The organism is Microbacterium sp. PF5 (genome assembly GCF_004794315.1).
GTDB lineage: Bacteria > Actinomycetota > Actinomycetes > Actinomycetales > Microbacteriaceae > Microbacterium > Microbacterium sufflavum.
The window spans coordinates 83,288-98,013 of sequence record NZ_SSDQ01000171.1 but is presented as its reverse complement, the minus strand read 5'-3'; the positions used below and the strand labels follow the sequence as shown (position 1 = coordinate 98,013).

16 protein-coding genes and 1 tRNA gene are annotated in these 14,726 nt (G+C 72.6%); 4 read left to right on the top strand and 13 right to left on the bottom strand.

The genetic code is table 11. The features are described from left to right. Positions 1-61: 61 nt before the first annotated feature. Together gabT and DW297_RS17545 are read left to right on the top strand one after the other, a co-directional pair. A complete protein-coding gene (gabT, locus tag DW297_RS17550) occupies positions 62-1,405 on the top strand; it encodes a 4-aminobutyrate--2-oxoglutarate transaminase (RefSeq protein ID WP_136034813.1) in 1,344 nt (447 codons plus the stop codon). 28 nt (positions 1,406-1,433) lie between these two features. Beyond that, positions 1,434-2,153, top strand: a complete 720-nt coding sequence (locus DW297_RS17545; protein WP_136034812.1) for a glutamine amidotransferase — start codon at positions 1,434-1,436, stop codon at positions 2,151-2,153. A gap of 43 nt (positions 2,154-2,196) precedes the next feature. On the opposite strand, the gene DW297_RS17540 is transcribed toward DW297_RS17545, so the two are convergent. Continuing rightward, positions 2,197-2,742: a carboxymuconolactone decarboxylase family protein gene (locus DW297_RS17540; protein ID WP_136034809.1), complete on the bottom strand. Its 546-nt coding sequence runs from the start codon at positions 2,740-2,742 to the stop codon at positions 2,197-2,199. Positions 2,743-2,861: 119 nt separating this feature from the next. On the opposite strand from DW297_RS17540, the gene DW297_RS17535 reads away from it, so the two are divergent. Next, complete coding sequence (locus DW297_RS17535; protein ID WP_136034807.1) at positions 2,862-3,713, top strand: AraC family transcriptional regulator; 852 nt, start codon at positions 2,862-2,864, stop codon at positions 3,711-3,713. A 2-nt stretch (positions 3,714-3,715) separates the two neighbouring features. On the opposite strand, the gene DW297_RS17530 is transcribed toward DW297_RS17535, so the two are convergent. The 5 genes from DW297_RS17530 to DW297_RS19035 all read right to left on the bottom strand — a co-directional run bounded on the left by DW297_RS17530 (position 3,716) and on the right by DW297_RS19035 (position 7,736). After that, complete coding sequence (locus tag DW297_RS17530) at positions 3,716-4,828, bottom strand: DegT/DnrJ/EryC1/StrS family aminotransferase (protein ID WP_136034805.1); 1,113 nt, start codon at positions 4,826-4,828, stop codon at positions 3,716-3,718. A gap of 43 nt (positions 4,829-4,871) precedes the next feature. Then, positions 4,872-4,945: transfer RNA gene (locus DW297_RS17525), tRNA-Cys, on the bottom strand. A gap of 14 nt (positions 4,946-4,959) precedes the next feature. Next, entirely contained in the window at positions 4,960-6,192 is a 1,233-nt protein-coding gene (locus DW297_RS17520; RefSeq protein WP_136034804.1) for an aminotransferase class I/II-fold pyridoxal phosphate-dependent enzyme, read from the bottom strand. Then, on the bottom strand, positions 6,189-7,544 hold the full coding sequence (locus DW297_RS17515; protein WP_136034802.1) for an aminotransferase class I/II-fold pyridoxal phosphate-dependent enzyme: 1,356 nt from the start codon (positions 7,542-7,544) through the stop codon (positions 6,189-6,191). The genes DW297_RS17520 and DW297_RS17515 overlap by 4 nt, the downstream gene beginning before the upstream one ends. Positions 7,545-7,586: 42 nt before the next feature. Then, a complete protein-coding gene (locus DW297_RS19035) occupies positions 7,587-7,736 on the bottom strand; it encodes a hypothetical protein (protein ID WP_168442899.1) in 150 nt (49 codons plus the stop codon). Between the two features lie 170 nt (positions 7,737-7,906). Here DW297_RS19035 and DW297_RS17510 point away from each other — a divergent pair, with 170 nt between their 5' ends. After that, positions 7,907-8,596: a DedA family protein gene (locus DW297_RS17510; protein WP_136034800.1), complete on the top strand. Its 690-nt coding sequence runs from the start codon at positions 7,907-7,909 to the stop codon at positions 8,594-8,596. Positions 8,597-8,614: 18 nt separating this feature from the next. Here the strand turns inward: DW297_RS17510 and DW297_RS17505 are convergent, their stop codons facing one another. The 7 genes from DW297_RS17505 to DW297_RS17480 all read right to left on the bottom strand — a co-directional run bounded on the left by DW297_RS17505 (position 8,615) and on the right by DW297_RS17480 (position 14,595). Continuing rightward, the gene (locus DW297_RS17505) at positions 8,615-9,703 is read right to left on the bottom strand and encodes an alkene reductase (protein WP_136034798.1); all 1,089 of its coding nucleotides are present in this window, start codon (positions 9,701-9,703) and stop codon (positions 8,615-8,617) included. 39 nt (positions 9,704-9,742) lie between these two features. Then, complete coding sequence (locus DW297_RS17500) at positions 9,743-10,237, bottom strand: MarR family winged helix-turn-helix transcriptional regulator (protein ID WP_136034796.1); 495 nt, start codon at positions 10,235-10,237, stop codon at positions 9,743-9,745. 61 nt (positions 10,238-10,298) lie between these two features. Beyond that, complete coding sequence (locus DW297_RS17495) at positions 10,299-10,754, bottom strand: MarR family winged helix-turn-helix transcriptional regulator (RefSeq protein WP_136034793.1); 456 nt, start codon at positions 10,752-10,754, stop codon at positions 10,299-10,301. A 1-nt stretch (position 10,755) separates the two neighbouring features. Next, positions 10,756-12,384, bottom strand: a complete 1,629-nt coding sequence (locus tag DW297_RS17490) for an MFS transporter (RefSeq protein ID WP_372490598.1) — start codon at positions 12,382-12,384, stop codon at positions 10,756-10,758. Positions 12,385-12,557: 173 nt separating this feature from the next. Continuing rightward, positions 12,558-12,926, bottom strand: coding sequence for a hypothetical protein (locus DW297_RS17485; protein ID WP_136034789.1), 369 nt, complete (start codon positions 12,924-12,926; stop codon positions 12,558-12,560). A 56-nt stretch (positions 12,927-12,982) separates the two neighbouring features. After that, positions 12,983-13,147 carry a hypothetical protein gene (locus DW297_RS19030; RefSeq protein WP_168442898.1) on the bottom strand — a complete coding sequence of 55 codons (165 nt, stop codon included), beginning with the start codon at positions 13,145-13,147 and terminating at the stop codon, positions 12,983-12,985. Positions 13,148-13,275: 128 nt separating this feature from the next. Then, complete coding sequence (locus DW297_RS17480) at positions 13,276-14,595, bottom strand: flavin monoamine oxidase family protein (protein ID WP_136034786.1); 1,320 nt, start codon at positions 14,593-14,595, stop codon at positions 13,276-13,278. Positions 14,596-14,726: the final 131 nt, after the last annotated feature.

Below are 14,726 nucleotides of genomic sequence, written 5' to 3'. Positions count from 1 at the left end.
ATAGCTTCGAGTCACGCCGCGCGCCCGCCGGCCGTCGCCCTCTCTCCGAAGGAGTCCGCCCATGACCGTGCCCGGCCTGTTCTCCGACACCGCCCTGATCACCCCGCGCCTGCGCACCGAGGTGCCCGGCCCCCGCAGTCGCGCGCTGCACGAGAGGCGCCTGCGCGTCGTGCCCCGCGGCGTCGGCAGCGTGCTGCCGGTCTACATCGAGCACGCCGACGGCCCCTGGGTCACCGACGTCGACGGCAACCGCTTCCTCGACCTGGGCAGCGGCATCGGCGTGACCACGATCGGGCACACCAACCGCGCGGCGGTCACCGCGGCGGCGGATCAGCTCGACCGCGTCACCCACACCCTCTTCACGGTCACCCCCTACGAGGGCTACGTGCACCTCGCGGAGCTGCTCGCCGCGCACACCCCCGGCGACCACGAGAAGCGCACGATGCTCGCGAACTCCGGCGCCGAGGCCGTCGAGAACGCCGTGAAGATCGCCCGCAGGCACACCGGCCGCCGCGCCGTCGCCGCCCTCGATCACGCGTTCCACGGCCGCACGAACCTGGCGCTCGCGATGAACCACCGGGCCGTGCCGTACGGGGCGGGCTTCGGCCCGTTCGCGCCCGACGTGCACCGCGTCCCCAACTCCTACCCGTACCGCGACGGCCTGAGCGGCGCCGAGGCGGCGGCCCGCACGATCGGCTACCTCGAGCAGCGGATCGGCGCGGGCGACCTCGCCGCCGTCATCGCCGAACCCATCCAGGGCGAGGGCGGCTTCGTCGTGCCCGCCGACGGCTACCTGCCCGCGCTGCAGGAGTGGTGCACGCGCCACGGCGTGGTCTTCATCGCCGACGAGATCCAGACCGGCCTGGGCCGCACGGGCACCTGGTTCGCGAGCGAGCACTTCGGCCTCGTGCCCGACCTCGTGCTCACCGCGAAGGGCATCGCGGCCGGACTGCCGCTCGCGGGAGTGACCGGCCGCGCCGAGATCATGGACGCACCGGACCCCGGCGGACTCGGCGGCACGTTCGGCGGCAACCCCGTGTCGATCGCCGCGGCCGTCGCGGTGTTCGACGAGCTCGCGGAGGGCGAGTTCTTCGACGACGCGGCCCGCATCGGCGCGCACCTGCGGGCACGGCTGACCGAGCTGGCGTCGCGCCACCGGATCATCGGCGACGTCCGCGGGATCGGGGCGATGCAGGCGTTCGAGCTGAGCGAGCCCGGCACCACGCGGCCCCTCGCGGGTGCCGCGACGGCCATCGCGGAGTTCGCCGCGCAGCGAGGCATCCTGCTCCTCACCGCGGGCAGCGACGGCAACGTCATCCGTTTCCTCCCCACGCTCACCACGACCGACGCGCAGCTCGACACGGCGGTGAGCGTGATCGACGACGCCCTCGCCGCACTCGGCTGACCGCGACTCCCACCCGACCAGGAGACCCATGAGCGCATCGACCCCCACGCGCACCGCCCTCGCTCTGCGCCATGTCGCGTTCGAAGACCTCGGCATCCTCGCGCCGCTGCTGGAGGAGCGCGGCTACCGCGTCCGGTATCACGACGCCGGCGTCGACGAACTCGACCGGGCCGAGGTCGCCTCGGCTGATCTGGTGGTGGTGCTCGGCGGCCCCATCGGCGTGTACGACGACGACCGCTACCCGTTCCTCGCCCCCACGAAGGACGCCCTGTCGGCACGACTCGCGGCGGACCGTCCCACGCTCGGGATCTGCCTCGGCGCCCAGATGCTCGCCGAGGCGCTGGGGGCTCGGGTCGCCCCGACGGGCGGCGTCGAGATCGGGTACGCGCCGGTGGACCTCACGCCGGACGGGCGCACCTCACCGCTGTCGGCGCTGGACGGCGAGCCCGTGCTGCACTGGCACGGCGACGCCTTCGAGATCCCCCCGGGCGCGCGCCACCTCGCCCGCACGCCCGGCTTCCCGCACCAGGCGTTCTCGCGGGGTCGTGCACTCGGGCTGCAGTTCCACGTCGAGGCCGACCACCGCACGATCGAGCGCTGGCTGATCGGCCATGCGCACGAGCTGCACCACCGCGGCATCGACCCCCGCTCGATCCGGAGACAGGCGGCCGCGCACGGCCCCCGACTCGAGCACCGCGCGCGTACGGCGATCGCAACCTGGCTCGACGAGGTCGAGCCCGCGCACTGAGAAGGGGCCGGATCCCCCGCGGATCCGGCCCCTTCCCGTGTCGTCACGCGGCGCGACGCAGCGGCACCGTCGGGAAGTCGATCGGCACGTCGAGCGCGAGGTTCACGTAGTTCGTGAACAGGTTGAGCGCCACCTGGCCGATCGTCTCGACGATCTCCTCGTCGCTCCAGCCCTGGGCGCGCACGGCGTCGACCTCGGCGGAGCTCACCTGCCCGCGCTGCTCGACCACCGCGAGCGCGAAGGTCAGCAGGGCCGCGGTGCGCGGGTCCTCCGAGGTGCCCTCCTGCGCCGCGGCGAGCGCGTCGGCGGAGAGCCCGGCCTTCTTGCCCAGCGCGGTGTGCGCCGCGAGGCAGTAGCCGCAGGAGTTGCGGTTGGCGACGGCCACCGCGATCTGCTCGCTGAGCGCGGCTCCGAGCGAACCGCCCCCGTAGGCGCCGAACGCGCTCCACATGCTGGTCAGCGCGGCCGGGGAGTTCGCCACGGCCCGGAACATGGCGGGGACGGCGCCGAACGCGGCACCGATCTGGTCAAGCTGGTCCTTGACGGGTCCGGTGGCGGCGTCACGGTCGATGAGAGGGACGTTGGGCACGGGATGCTCCTTTGTTCGATCGGGCCGGGTGTCGACCCGCCCTCAGTCTTCTCGAATCCCCCGGACGATACGCATCATCCGGTCTTGCATTCACCGCAGATCGTCCAGAGAATGGAGAGGTGCCACCCCTCGACCGCCTCACACCCCTGCTCGATCGGTTCCGCGTGCGCACGCGGCTCTTCCACACCGGGCCCCTGTGCGGCACCACGGAGTTCGCGGCGAGCCGAGGACAGGGGTTCCTGCACGTGCTGCGCCGCGGCGAACTGGAGCTGACGTATCCGCGCGTCGACGGCGGCCGTGCGCGCGAGCGCATCACCCGCCCGAGCCTGCTGTTCTTCCCCCGCCCGCTCGACCACACGTTCCTCAACGCCCCGACCGCGGAATCCGACTTCGCGTGCGCCACGATCGACGTCGACGGCGGTGCCACCCACCCCCTCGTCCGCACGCTGCCGCCCGTGATCGTGCTGCCCCTCGACGAGGTCGCCACCCTCTCCCCCGCGCTCGACCTGCTGTTCGCCGAGGTCGACAACGTCCGCTGCGGTCGCCCGCTGCTCGCCGACCGCCTCTTCGAGGTCGTGCTGATCCAACTGCTGCGGTGGATGCTCGACCACCCCGACGGCCTCGCCCTGCCGCCCGGGCTGCTGCCGGGCCTCGCCGACGAGCGGCTCGCCCCCGCCCTGGTCGCGATGCACGAGGCCCCCGGAGAGGCCTGGACGCTGGAGGCCCTCGCCCGCCGCGCCGCCCTGTCGCGCAGCGCCTTCGCGGCCCGCTTCAAAGAGGTCGTCGGCCGGGCGCCGGGCGACTACCTCACCGAGTGGCGGCTCACGATCGCGCAGGAACAGCTCCGCGCGGGCATGACGGTCAGCGCGGTCGCCGCGGAGCTCGGCTACGCGAGCGCCTCCGCGTTCTCCCGGGTGTTCACGCAGCGTCTCGGCCACTCGCCGCGTGCGTGGCTGGGTCTCGCCGCGTAGCCTCAGCCGCCCGCCGACATCGTGGCGGTGAGCCCGGAGACGACGCGGTCGAGCTCGCCCTCCGTGAGCGAGGGATGCACGGGGATCGACAGCACCTCGGCCGCGGCCCGCTCGGTCTCCGGCAGCTCCACGCCCTGCGCGTAGCGCGTGAGAGACGGCAGTCGGTGGTTCGGGATCGGGTAGTACACGCCCGTGCCCACGCCGTGCTCCTCGCGCAGCGCCTCCCGCACGCGGTCGCGCTCCCCGTCCGCGATGCGCACGGTGTACTGGTGGTACACGTGCTCCGCCCCCTCCGCGACCCGCGGCACGGTGAGCCCGTCGATGCCGTCGAGCGCGGCATCGAGCACGGCCGCGTTGCGCTGCCGCTGCGCCGTCCACGCCGCGACATTGCGCAGCTGCACCCGGCCCACCGCCGCGTGCACCTCGCTCATGCGGTTGTTGTAGCCGACGATCTCGTTGGCGTACTGCGTCTCCATGCCCTGATTGCGCAAAAGCCGCACACGGCGGGCGATGCCCTCGTCCGCACAGGCGACCATGCCGCCCTCGATCGCCGTCATGTTCTTCGTGGGGTACAGGCTGAACATCGCGAACGACCCGATCGTGCCGGCAGGGCGACCCCGCCACGACGCGCCGTGCGCCTGCGCGGCGTCTTCGAAGATCGCGAGGCCGTGCGCCGCGGCGACCTCTTCGATCCCATCGACCAGGAACGGGTGGCCGTACAGATGCACCGGCATGACGCCCTTCGTGCGCGGAGTGACGAGTGCGCGCACGTGCTCCGGGTCGAGGGTGAAGTGCACGGGCTCGATGTCGGCGAACACCGGGGTGGCGCCGGCGAGCACGACCGAGTTCGCGACGGCGGCGAACGTGAACGACGGCACGATCACCTCATCCCCCGGCCCGACGCCCGCCGCGATCAGTCCCAGCAGCTGCCCGCTCGTCCCGGAGTTCACGGCCACGGTCGTGCGCCCGCGGAGGAAGTGGGCGGCGAACTCCTCCTCGAACGCTGCGACCTCGGCGCCCTGCGCGAGCATGCCGCTGCGCAGCACCCGCTCGACCGCAGCCACCTCCTCATCGCCGATCAGGGGTTTCGCGGCGGGGATGAGCTGGTCGTGCATGGCGGTGTCCTTCGTCGTCTGGGTCGGCTCGGGCGAGCCGGTCTGGAGGTGGAGGCAGGAATCGAACCTGCGTACACGGTCTTGCGGACCGCAACCTGGCCACTCGGTCACTCCACCGGGTCTCTACGGCGTCAGCTCCCCGGCGGAGAGTAGCCCTGGAGGAACCCGCCGAAGCGCCGCAGTGCAGCCACCAGCACCGGCGCCTCCGGCAGGAACGCGATCCGCAGGTGGTCGGGCCGCGGCCAGTGGAACCCGCGGCCGTGCGCCAGGAGGATCCCTTCCGCGTCGAGCAGGTCGAGCACCAGACGCTCGTCGTCGAGCACCGGGTAGCGCGCGGGGTCCAGCCGCGGGAAGAGGTAGAGCCCGCCGCCCGCCTCCGTCACCTCGACACCGGGGATCGCCCGCAACGCGGCGGTGGCGGCGTCGCGCTGCACCGTGAGCCTGCCGTCGGCGGCGACCAGGGCGTCGAGCGAGGTGTCGTGCTCCAGCGCCGCGGTGATCGCGTGCTGCGCCGGCACGGAGGCGCACATGCGCAGCGAGGCCAGCAGCCGCAGTCCGGACAGGAACGGGTCGTCGGGCGCGAAGCCGCAGGTCACCGCCCACGCTGCGCGGTACCCGGCGACGCGATGGGTCTTGGACAGTCCCGCGAACGTCACGCACGGCTGATCCGACGCGACCGCCGCCATGGACAGGTGCGCGTGCCCGGGATAGACGACCCGGTCGTAGATCTCGTCGGACAGCAGCAGGAGCCCGTGCCGTCGCGCCAGCTCGGCGATGCCCTCCAGCGTGCGCCGGTCGTACACCGCGCCCGTGGGGTTGTTCGGGGTGATGACCACGATGGCCACCGTGCGCGGGCCGATCAGCGCGGCCATCGCGTCGAGGTCGGGCAGCCAGCCCTCCTCCTCGACGCAGGGGTAGTGCACCGCGGTGCCACCGGCGAGCACCGTGGACGCCGTCCACAGCGGGTAGTCCGGACTCGGCACGAGCACCTCGTCACCGGGTTCGAGCAGCGCCTGCAGCACGAGGCCGACCAGCTCGGAGACGCCGTTGCCCACCGTGACGTCGTCGAGGTCCACCCGCGGGAAGCCCGTGCGCCGGGCGTAGTGCGCCGCGATCGCCTCCCTGGTCTCGACCAGGCCGAGCGACTCGGAGTATCCGTGCGCGTGCGGCAGGGCGGCCTGCAGCGCCTCCACGATCACCGTCGGCACCTCAAACCCGAAGGGCGCGGGGTTGCCGATGTTGAGCCGCAGGATCTCCTCGCCGCGGGCCTCGAGCTCCGCGGCCCGCGCGGCCACCGTGCCGCGCAGGTCGTACTGCACGCCGTCGAGCCGCGACGAGCGCCCGACGCGCAGCACCCCGGTCATCCCGCGGACTCCCGCCCCGCGACCGTGACGACCGCCGCGACATCGTCGGCCAGGCGCTGCAGGTCGTCGTCGTCGAGGTCGTGCACCGTGAGGCGGAGGTGGCGGGCGCCCGGCCCCCCGTGCTCGAGCGCGAAGTCTGCTCCCGAGCGCACGAGCCAGCCGCGCGCGGCGAGACGTTCGGCCGCGCGCGCGGCATCGTCGTGCGCGTCGAGCCACACGTTGAGCCCGGCCCCGTCGTCGGCCGCGATCCCGCGCTCGCGCAGCAGTGCGACGAAGTCGGCGTGGCGGGCGGCGTAGTGCGCGCCGGCCCTGGCGATCTGCTCCCGCACATCGGCATCGCGCAGCATGCCGGCGGCGAGACGCTGCATCACGTGACTGACCCACATCGTGCCGGGACTCAGTCGCAGGGCCAGGCGTCCGGCCGTGACCGGGTCGGACGCCGTGACAGCGAGACGCAGGTCGGGCCCGAGGAACTTCGACACCGAACGGACCAGGGCCCAGCGCTCATGGGTGGGGGCGATGATGCTGGCGTAGGGCGTGGGGGCGAGCAGCGAGAAGTGGTCGTCCTCGATCAGCAGCACGTGCGGGTAGGGGGCGAGCACGGCGCGCAGTTCGGCCGCGCGCGCGGGGGTGATGCTCGCGCCCGTCGGGTTGTGGGCGCGGGGCGTGCAGACGATCGCGCGCACCCCGCTGTCGAGGGCCGCGCGCACGCCGTCGACCGTCATCCCCTCGGCATCGACCGGGATGGCGACGGGGGCGTACCCCGCGAGCCGCGCGGTCTGGATGCTGGAGAGGAAGCACGGGTCCTCCAGCCCGACGCGGTCACCCTGCACGAGAGTCTGGGCGAGGAGCCGCTCGACCGCGTCGACCGCCCCCGCCGTGACCGAGAGCCGGAACGGGCGCGGGTGGTCTTCGGCGATCCACGTGGTCGCCCATTCGGCGAGCTCGGGGTCGATGACGGACTCGCCGTACAGCACGTGCTCCGGGCGCACGGTCGCGAACGCCGCGGCGAGGTCGGGCAGCAGCGCCGCCTGCGGGTTGCCGCTGCCGATGTCGCGCAGCACGGTGCCCGGCGTGAAACCCTCGTCGGGACCGGTCCCCGGGCCGAGCACGGTGGTGCCGGTGCGCCCGCCGGTGGCCGCGATGCGCGCGACGACGAGGGCCCGGTAGGCCGCCAGCACCGTGTTGCGGTTGACGCCGAGGCGCTCGGCGAGGGTGCGCACGGGAGGCAGCTGGTCGCCGGCGGCGAGGGCGCCGCGCTCGACGAGGTCGCGGATGCTGTCGGAGATCTCAGCGGCGGTCGACCCGGCGATCCGGTCGTGGAGGGGATCGCGCGAGTCTTCCGAGGCCATGCCTCGACCGTAGGCCAGATATTGACCTATGTCAAAGTCGGGCTAAGGGCGGTCGTCCACCTCCACGCCGTCCTCCCGCTCCTCCTCACCGAGGTCGGTGATGTCGACCTCCGGGGCGTCGCCCTCGCCGTTGTTCGCCGTCGGCGGTTCACCGTGGAACCCGGTCGTCTCGTCGCGTCGCTGATCGGACATGTCTCCTCCTCGGGGTCGCATGTCCCAGCATCGGCCGACCGGACCTGCGCGCACCAGCACCTTGACAGGAGGCGCGAGCGTGCGGCACCCGCGCAGGTGGAGTCCAGGGAGGGGCGATACCGTGCAGGGGACCCCCGCACGATCACCGCGATCCCCCGACAGAGGACACGATGACCCACGGCACCCTCGCCCTCGCCGCCCCCCAGTCCGGATACGAGGGCTTCATCGGCTGGGTCCTCAGCCTGATCGAGTCGCTCGGCGAGATCGGCGTCGGGCTGGCCGTGCTCATCGAGACCTTCGTGCCGCCGATCCCCTCGGAGGCGATCCTCCCCGCCGCCGGCTTCCTCGCGTACGACGGACGCATGAGCGCGTGGGGCGCCTGGGCGGCCGCCACGATCGGCGGTCTCGTCGGGGCCTGGATCTGGTACGCGATCGGTGCCGCGATCGGCCGGGACCGCACACGACGTCTCGTCGGTCGCATCCCCCTGCTCGACCACGACGACTTCGACAAGGCGGAGGCGTTCTTCCAGCGGTGGGGTGGCCGCGCGGTGCTGCTCGGCCGGTGCGTGCCGCTGGTGCGCTCCTTCATCTCCATCCCGGCCGGCATCGAGCGCATGGCCCTGTGGCGCTTCACGCTCTACACCATGGTCGGGTCGGCGGTGTGGAACGGCATCTGGATCGGCCTGGGCTTCGCGTTCGGCCCCGCGATCCGCCCGATCCTGGAGCAGTGGAGCGGCCTGCTCTCCGACATCGCGGTCGGCGCCATCGTTCTGCTGCTCGTGGTCTTCATCGCGCTGCGCATCCGGCGGCGGATGCGCGAGGCGGCCGCGCGGCGCGAGCAGGAGGAGGGGCCGGCCTGACGCCGACCCCTCCCGCCATCAGTTCCCGGAGCGCACGCCCTCGAGCGACGGGTAGTCCACGTACCCCTCGGCCGTGGAGCCGTAGAAGAGCTCGGGACGCGGCTCGTTCAGCTCCGCGCGGGTGCGCCAGCGCTCCACCAGGTCGGGGTTCGCGATCACCGGGCGGCCCGCCGCGACCGCGTCGGCCCACCCCTCCGCCACCAGCTCCTCCGCGGACTCCCGCGTGGTGGGCACGCCGAAGCCCGTGTTGACGATCAGCGGCGCGCCCGCCACCCGGCGGAGGTGCTGCACGAGGTCGCCCGACGGCTCGGCGTGGAGCACGTCGAGGAACGCGAGGCCGAGCGGCGCGAGCCCCTCGGCGACCGCGGTGTAGGTGGCCCGCACGTCATCCGCGTCGTCTTCCAGAACACCCTGGATGCCGTGCTGCGGCGACAGGCGGATACCCGTGCGGTCCGCGCCGACCGCGGCCGCGACGGCCGCCGTGACCTCGATCGCGAAGCGCGCGCGGTTCTCGGGCGACCCGCCGTAGCGGTCGTCGCGCACGTTCGACACCGGCGACAGGAACTCGTGCACCAGGTAGCCGTTCGCGCCGTGCACCTCGACCCCGTCGAAGCCCGCGGCGATCGCGTTGCGCGCGGCCTGTGCGAACTGCTCCACGACCACAGGGATCTCGTCGAGCGTGAGCGCGTGCGCGACGGGAAGGTCGCGCTTCCCCTCCGGCGTCCGGGTCTGGCCGGGGGCGGCAAGGGCGCTCGGCCCCATGACGCGCGGCTCACCCGAGATGGCGGGGTGCCCGACGCGTCCGCCGTGCATGAGCTGCATCACGATCGTGCCGCCGGCCGCGTGGACGGCGTCGGTGATGCGACGCCACCCCTCGATCTGGGCGGGGGTGACGATGCCCGGCTGACCCGGGTAGGACATGCCCTCACGGGCGGGCCAGGTGCCCTCGGAGACGATGAGGCCCTGCCCGGCCCGCTGGCGGTAGTACTCCTCCATGACCGGCGTCGGCACGCCGTCGGCGCCGGCGCGGGTGCGCGTGAGGGGCGCCATGACGACGCGGTTGGACAGCGGCAGGGCGCCGAGGACGGCGGGGTCGTAAAGAGTCACAGTGGGGACCAATCCCCGCAGCGCCCGCGGTATTCCCGCTCAGCCGCCGCCGAGGTCGGCCAGCAGGGTCGCGAAGTGGTCGAGGTCGGCGGTCGACCACTTCCGCAGTCGTTCGCCGATCCGCCCCTCGTAGCGGGAACGCGCGAGTGCCACCCGCTCCTGCGCGAGGGGCGTCGCCACGAGCCGACGCGCACGACCGTCCTCCGGGTCGGGGATGCTCTCGACGAGTCCGAGCTGTTCGAGCTGCCGCACCTGCCGGCTGACGGCGGACTTGTCGGTCTGGAGCCGCTCGATGAGGGCACCGGCCGTCGCCGCCTTGCCCGACAGGATCGAGGTGAGCACCTGATAGCCGAGCGGCTGCAGCTCGGGGTGCACCGTCACCGCGGCCTCGCGCCAGGCGACGCGGATGCGGGCGATCAGTCGCCCGAGCTCGTGCTCGACGCGCACCACGGCGGCGTGATCGACGTCGATCTCCGACGACGCGGAGGTGTCGACGGCGCCCTCGCCGGGGGCGGGGTCGGACGGGGCACTCATGCCGCCAGTGTACGGCGAAGCCCCGCCACCTCCGGGGTGGCGGGGCTTCGGGCGGGCGGCGTCACACCTCCGACAGCAGCCGGAAGGCCTTGGACGCGGCCTCGATCTCGCGCGGCGTGAGCTGGTCGATCACGGCCCGCAGCCGGGTGCCGTACTCGCGACGGACCTCGGCGAGCGCGGTGCACGCCCCCGGGGTCGCGGTGAGCACCCGCAGCCGGCCGTCACGCTCGTCGGGGTGGGAGTCCAGCAGCCCCAGCTCCTCGAGCATCCGCACCTGGCGGCTGACGACCGACTTGTCCATGTCGAAGCGCTCGGCGAGCTCGTGCGCATTGGCCGACCCGGCCCTGTCGATGAACGTGAGCAGCTTGTACCCCGCCACCGGGAGCTCCGGGTGGACCCGGGCTGCGGATTCCTTCCACAGCGACCGGGTCCGCGCGAAGATCAGGTTGAGGTGCGCCTGCAGGTCGCTGAGCGCCGTGTCGACGTCGGCAGTGCCGACCGCGTCGGGGGCGATCATCTCAGCGCTCCCGCGTCCGATCCTCGCGCTCGAGCACGCCCACCGTTCCCGTGGTGGTCGCCGGCTCGGCCCGCGTGGTACGGATCGTGCCCGTGGAGAGCGAGGCGCCCACCTCGGCCTCCGACACCTCGATGACCGACTCCTCGGCCTGCTCGCGCAGCTGCTCCGCGGCGTTCTTGGTGGACAGCGGCTTGTTCTTGATGAACGCGATCGCGATGATCGAGATCACGGCGAGCGGGATGGCGATGATGAACGCGTCGGCGATGCCGTGGCCGTAGGCGCTCTCGACGATGGAGCGGATGGCGTCGGGCAGCTGGCCCACCTTCGGCACGTCGCCCGAGGCGAGGTGCTTCAGCGCGTCGACCTCCGCCTGACTCGACGGGGTGAAGCCCTCGAGCCCGTCCTTGACGTACGTCGCGACGCTCGAGGAGAGCAGCGATCCCATCACGGTCACGCCGATGGTGCCGGCGATCGTGCGGAAGAAGTTGACGTTCGACGACGCGGCGCCGAGCTGACGCGGATCGGTGTCGTTCTGCACGATGAGGGTGAGGTTCTGCATGACCATGCCGAGGCCGGCCCCGAGCACGAACATGTAGACGGCGACCAGGATGAACGGGGTGTCGTAGCGCAGCGTGGACATGAGGCTCACGCCGACCGTGGCGAGCACGGAGCCCGTGAGCATCCAGCCCTTCCACTTGCCGAAGCGGCTGACCAGCTGGCCGATGATGATCGACGCACCCATCTGCCCGATGATCATCGGGATGGTCATGAGGCCGGACTCGGTGGGCGTGGCGCCGCGGGCGAGCTGGAAGTACTGCGCGAGGAACACCGAGGTGGCGAACATCGAGACGCCGATCGCGATGGAGGCGATGACCGACAGCGTGAACGTGCGGTTGCGGAACAGCGACATCGGCACGATCGGCTCCTTCACGAAGAACTCGACCGCCACGAACCCGGCGATGGCGACGCCGGCAATCACGGCGAGCACGATGCTCGTCGAGGAGTCCCAGTCGAACTGGTTGCCACCCATCGACACCCAGATGAGGAGGCTGGACACGCCCACGGCCAGGAGCACGATGCCGAAGTAGTCGATCGACACCTTCGTGTCGCGCTGCGGCTTGGGCAGGTGCAGCGTGAACTGCAGCAGCACGAGCGCGACGATCGCGAACGGGACGCCGACGAAGAAGTTGGCGCGCCAGCCCCACGCGTCGGTGATGACGCCGCCGAGCAGCGGGCCGCCGATGGTGCCGAGGGCCATGATCCCGCCGACGACACCCATGTACTTGCCGCGCTCGCGCGGCGAGATGATGAGGGCGACCGCGATCATGACCAGCGACATGAGCCCGCCGACGCCGATGCCCTGGATCACCCGCACGGCGATGAGCATGTTCGTGTCGGTGGAGAACCCGGCGATCACGGTGCCGACCGTGAAGAGGATCAGCGAGATCTGGATGAGCACCTTGCGGTCGACGAGGTCGGCGAGCTTGCCCCAGATCGGGGTGGAGACGGCGGTGGCCAGCAGGCTCGCGGTGATGACCCAGGTGTACTGGGACTGCGTGCCGCCGAGGTCGGCGATGATGACCGGCATCGAGGTCGACACCACGGTGCCCGAGAGCACGGCGACGAACATGCCGACGATGAGGCCGGAGATCGCGGTGAAGACCTCGCGGGCCGAGCGCGTGGCGTCGGCCGGAGAAGAAGAGGTGTGTGACAAGGGGGAACGCTCCTGCGTAGAAAGTTGATCGAGATCAACCATACGCCGATGGTTGCGAAAACGCAACTATCCCGGGAGCCCCGTCCGCGTCAGCCGCAGAACGCCCCCAGCGACTCGTGCAACTGCTCCACGGCCTGGATCGTCTCCGGAGACTGGAGGTCTCCCAGTCCATCGATCTGATCGGCACCCGAGGCGATCACGTCCCCCAGGTGGCCGTCGATCCCGGCCGCCAGATCGTCGAGCGTCGCCACCAGCCGATCGCGCGCGGCATCCGCCTGTTCCGCGGTCGCCCCACCCTGGTCGAGCAGACCCTGGTACTGCGCGTAGGCGTCGTCGATCGTGGCGCACGCGCCCTGAACATCGACCCCGAGGGCGTCGCCGGCGGCCTGGGTGACCTGCGAGCAGCCCGCGAGGAGCCCGGCGGCGAGGAGGAGGGGGACGACGGCGAATCGGCGCATGACCCGAGGGTAACCCGGGCCACCTGGACCGATCCTGACCCGCCGCCCCCGCGGGGTCAGCCGCCCGACGGGTTGTCGAGCGGGCGCCCCTGGTCGTCGGTGGTCTCGCGCTCCAGCACCTCGTCCGTCGTGTCGCCGCCCTCGTCGGGAGCGCCACCCGAGGCGGTGTCGGCCTCTTCGTCGGCCCCCGGCGTGCCCTGCGTGTTCTGCGGATCACTCATGTCGTGCCTCCTCTGTCTGGTGCCCCGACGCTACGCGCGCGACCACGGCCGAGCGCAGGGGCTTGACCGCCGTCACGCCAGGCCCCACACTCCCGCGAGCACGATCCCGCCCGTCGAGCACCCAGGGGTCAGTCGGCCCAGAGCCGCTCGATCGGGACGGCCGCGCCCAGGATGCGCTCGGCGGCGCGGTGACCGGACAGCATCGCGGCCGGCACGGTCGCGGGGTCATCGGTCCAGGTGGCCTCCCCGGCGAGGTGCAGCACGCCCCCGATCGGCGTCGCGAGGTCGTCGTGGTCGGCGGTCGTGGAGCCGAGCGTCATGTACGCGTACGAGCCGTGCGCGAACGGGTCGTCCTGCCACGCGGTGCGGTGCACGGCCACGGGCTCCACGGCCCGGTCGCCGTACAGCCGCCGCAGCTGCGCCATGACCGAGGCCACGACCTGCTCGTCTGCCCAGTCCCTCGTCGCGGTCGCCGCCGGCCCCGCCGCGAAGGTCAGCAGCGTCGGACGCCCGTGCGCCGCGGTGAGGTCGTACCAGGAATGCCACCAGCGGCCCTCCGGGCCCTGCTGCCGGATGGCGTAGACGCCCTCGTCCCAGAACCGCTCGGGAAAGCGCAGGAACACCTTCTCGAACGCGTTCATGCGCAGCCGTCCGAGCGCGTCGGCGTTGGCCGAAGGCAGCGGGGGCACGATGTCGACCGCCCCGGAGTGGAGCACCCCGACCGGCAGCGTCACCACGGCGGTGTCGCCCGCGAACACGCCGCGCCCCGTGTGCACCAGCACCCCGTCGGTCCAGTCGACGGCCGTCACCACGTGGCCGAGCCGCACGTCGAGACCCTGCGCCAGCCGTTCGGGCAGCGCGCCGTACCCGTCGGGGAACACGACCTCGTCGCCGTCGATCTGGTCGTCGTCGAGCCCGTGCGCCGCGAGGCCCTCGATCCACGCGCCGTACTGCTCCTCCGCGCGGTGCTCCAGATACTCGCGCACGCGCTGGGTGCGATCCGCATCCCACCCCTGCCGCGCCAGGGCCTCCTCCGTGGCCTCGCGGTACGAGGCCTCGGGCGCCGACGCCGCGATGACCTCGGGCAGGACGGCATCGACCGCGTGCACGTCGGCCGCGAAGGCACGGGCGGCCTCATCGGGCAGCCGCCGCCCGTCCACGCCGTAGTTCGCGATCGGACGACCGTCGACCTGGTAGCCGCCCACCGTGAACTCGACCGTGCGCATGCCGAAGGCCGCGGCCGCCGCCGCCACCGGGCTCCCGTCGACGCCGTGGATCCACGAGGCGCCGAGGTCGGTGGCGCCGTCCGTCCGATCCGTGTGCACGCGACCGCCGACGCGGTCCCGAGCCTCCAGCACGACCACCGTGCGCCCGGCGTCCTGCAGCAGCCGTGCCGCGGTCAGTCCCGCGACCCCGGCTCCGACCACGACCGTGTCGACCCGTTCCATGATTCCTCCCGCGGCGGGACATCGGCGTCCTCGCCTCGACGATACCCATCGCCGCCCGCCGCCACCCCTACTGTTGACGTCAGCCGGCAGCGCCTCGCCGCGCGGACCGGTTTGGAACCGGATGCGGCCGG